This window comes from bacterium, from assembly GCA_021372775.1.
Classification (GTDB): domain Bacteria; phylum Acidobacteriota; class Polarisedimenticolia; order J045; family J045; genus JAJFTU01.
Genome location: JAJFTU010000326.1, coordinates 1 through 3128, shown reverse-complemented (window position 1 = coordinate 3128; position 3128 = coordinate 1). Strand labels below are relative to the sequence as shown.

2 protein-coding genes are annotated in these 3128 nt (G+C 70.7%); both read right to left on the bottom strand.

Annotated features, from left to right (window positions below; translation table 11 throughout):
• On the bottom strand, nucleotides 1-2502 hold a 2502-nt coding region (locus LLG88_11070; GenBank protein MCE5247443.1), incomplete at its 3' end, for a HAMP domain-containing protein.
• Nucleotides 2503-2535: 33 nt separating this feature from the next.
• Complete coding sequence (locus LLG88_11065) at nucleotides 2536-2967, bottom strand: hypothetical protein (GenBank protein MCE5247442.1); 432 nt, start codon at nucleotides 2965-2967, stop codon at nucleotides 2536-2538.
• Between the last annotated feature and the right edge of the window lie 161 nt (nucleotides 2968-3128).

Here is a 3128-nt window from a genome sequence, read left to right as displayed (position 1 = left end):
GATCGCCGTGTTCAGCGCTTCCTTGATCCGCGCGTGGTCGCCGTCGTACCGCCCCTCGACGCGCGCCGTGAGGTCGCGCTGGGCGATCTTCTCCAGCACCTGCGTGGACTCGTTGATCGGGCCGACGACGGCGTCGAGCGTGCCGTTGACCCCCTCGATGATCTTGCGGAAGTCGCCTTGGTGGCGCGAGGCGTCGGCGCGCCGCTGCATGTCGCCCTTGAGCGCGGCGCCGGCGAGGCTGTCGGCGTCGAAGACGAGGGCGTTGATCGCGGCGATGCAGGTGTTGAGGTTGTCGCGCAGCAGCGCGAAGTCGCCCTGGTATTCGGCGGTGATCGGCTGGGGGATGTCTCCCTTGGCGATCCGGCCGACGCAGGCGGCGGTGGTCTCGACGGGCGCGATCACGTCGTCGAGGATGTCGTCCACCCCCTGCACGATCATCTGGAACATGCCGTGGTGGCGCGAGGCGTCGGCGCGCTGCTTGAGGTCGCCGGCGAGGGCCGCCGCGGTGAGCTTGGCCATGTCCTTCGACAGGCCGTCGATCGCCGCGATGAAGGCGTTGAGGTTGTTCTTGATCTGGGCGAAGTCGCCCTTGTAGTCGGCCGCGATCGGCGGCGGGACCTTCTCCACCTTCGAGAGCTGGTCGATGTACGAGGCGGCGACGTTGAGCGGCCCGATGACCGCGTCGAGCGTGTCGTTGACCCCCTGCACGATGCGGCGGAAGTCGCCCTGGTGGCGGGCGGCGTCGGCGCGCGTCGAGAGCTTCCCCTCGACCGCCGCCTCGGCCAGCCGCTGCGTGTCGGCGATCAGCGCGTTGACGGCGTCGATGCAGAGGTTGAGGTTCCGCTTCAGGTTGGCGAAGTCCCCCGCGTACTCGGCCGTGATCTTCGCCGGGATGTCCCCCTTGGCGATCCGGTCGACGTAGCTGGCGGCGACGGAGAGCGGGCCGACGACGGCGTCGAGCGTCGCGTTGACCCCTTCGATGATCTTGCGGAAGTCGCCGTGGTGGCGGGAGGCGTCGGCGCGGGCGGAGAGGCGTCCTTCGACCGCGGCCTTGGAAAGCGACTGCGCGTCGGCGGCCAGGGCGCCGATCGCGTCGATGCAGGTGTTGAGGTTGTTGGCCAGGGCGGCGAAGTCGCCGGCGTAGACCTCGGTGATGCGCGGCGGGATGTCCCCCTTGGCGATCCGGTCCACGTAGTTCGCGGCGACGCCGAGCGGGCCGACGACGGCGTCGAGCGCCGCGTCCACGCCCTCGATGATCTTGCGGAAGTCGCCCTGGTGGCGGGAGGCGTCGGCGCGGGCGGAGAGGCGCCCCTCGACCGCGGCCTTGGAGAGCGACTGCGCGTCGGCCACGAGCGCGTTGATCGCGTCGATGCAGGTGTTGAGGCTCACCTTGAGCGCGTCGAAGTCGCCCTGCCACTCGTCGTCGATGCGCGGCGGGATGTCGCCCTTGGAGATCCGGTCGACGCAGGCCGCGGCCGCGGTCATCGGACCGACCACCGCGTCCATCAGGCTGTTCATCTCGGCGACCATCTCGCCGAAGGCGCCCTGGAAGCGGGACGCGTCGCCGCGCGCCTTGAGCTGCCCGGCGCCGGCGGCCTCGATCAGCCGCCGCGTTTCGGCCAGCATCGCGCGCAGGTTCTCGACCGCGCCGGCGAAGCTCTTCGCCAGCACGTCGCGGTCCGACTGCGGCTCGATCTGCACCGACAGGTCGCCGCGTCCGAGCGCCTGCGCCGCGGCGGCGATGCGCTGGACGTAGGCGATCATCGCCCGGAAGGCGTCGGCCAAGGCGCCGGTCTCGTCGTCGGCGCGGTGCTCGATCTTCTGGTCGATGTCGCCGGCGCCGATCCGCTGCGCCGCGTCGGCCAGGCTGACCAGCGGCTGCGAGATCCGGTCGATGACGCTCTTCACCCACCACGAGGCGACGCCGAGCACCAGCAGGCAGAGCAGCAGCGTCGCGTAGCGCTGGATGTTGGTCCCGGTGCGGATCCCCGCGAGGTCGCCCTTGAGGTCGCCGGAGAAGCCGACGACGAGGTCCTCGAAGCTCTTCTGGACGGCCTTGGTCTGCTGGCCGAGCTGCGCGACCCGCCCCTGGATGGCGTCGCTGGCGTTGCCGGCGAGCATCTGCGGGTAGACCTCCGCGGCGCCGGCCTGCACTTCTTTCAGCGCCTTGAGGGCCGCGGCGACCTGCTCCGCGCGCTCCCCTTCGAGCTGGGGCAGCGCGGCGATCGCCTGCATCGCGTCCACCGCCTTCTGCCCCTCGGCCTGCGCGTCCTCGAGCTGCTTCTTGTCGCCCATGAGGACCGCGTCGCGGTACCCCTTGGTCTGGCGGTCGAGGGAGGTGAGCGCCTGCTGGCTCAGCTGCGCCGCGGGAAACGACGTTTCGCCGGTCGCCGCCACCTTGGACGCCGTCCGGCCGCCGAGCAGGAAGTTGACGCCCGTCGTCAAGAGGTAGGCGCCGAGCACGGCGCCGACGGTGACCCAGAGCTTTTGCGAGATTCTCATAGCGACCCCCGGGCAGGGAAGGCGTTCCGTCCGTCAGTTGACCTTGAGCACCTTCACGCCGTCGTGCGGCGTGCCGTCGCTGATGTAGCCCACCGCGCCGCGCGTCTTGGCGACGTAGGCCACGAGTTCGGCCTCCGAGCCGAACGACGCGGGGAGCTTCGAGGCGCCGCCGCTGAAGACGAGGTTCCGCCAGGCGATCGTGAACTGGGCGGAGCTCTTGCCGACGAATTCCTTCAGGAACTCGTCGTGGGCCGCGCCTTCCTTGAGGACCGCGACGACGACCGGCGTCCCGTCGCCGAACGCGCGCGCGCCGCCGGTGAAGATCTGCTCCACCGTGGCCTTGCTGATGGCGCTCGAGGGGACGCTGGTGTTGCAGATCACGAGCACGCCGGCCGAGGCGGGGAGGGCGGCGAGAACGAGGGAAACAACGAAGGCGAAGACGAGCTTGCGCACGGCATCCTCCATCGCGGCGTGTCCTTGCGCGGGGCAGGCCGTGGAACAGGGACGGCACGCGCGCCCCGGCCGGCGCTCGGCGGGGGCCGCGGTCCTGTGTCGTCTCTCTTGTCGGTCGGGGCGGGGGAACCTTTAGCCGCGGAGCGACGGATTCAAGCGGACCCGTCGCGGAT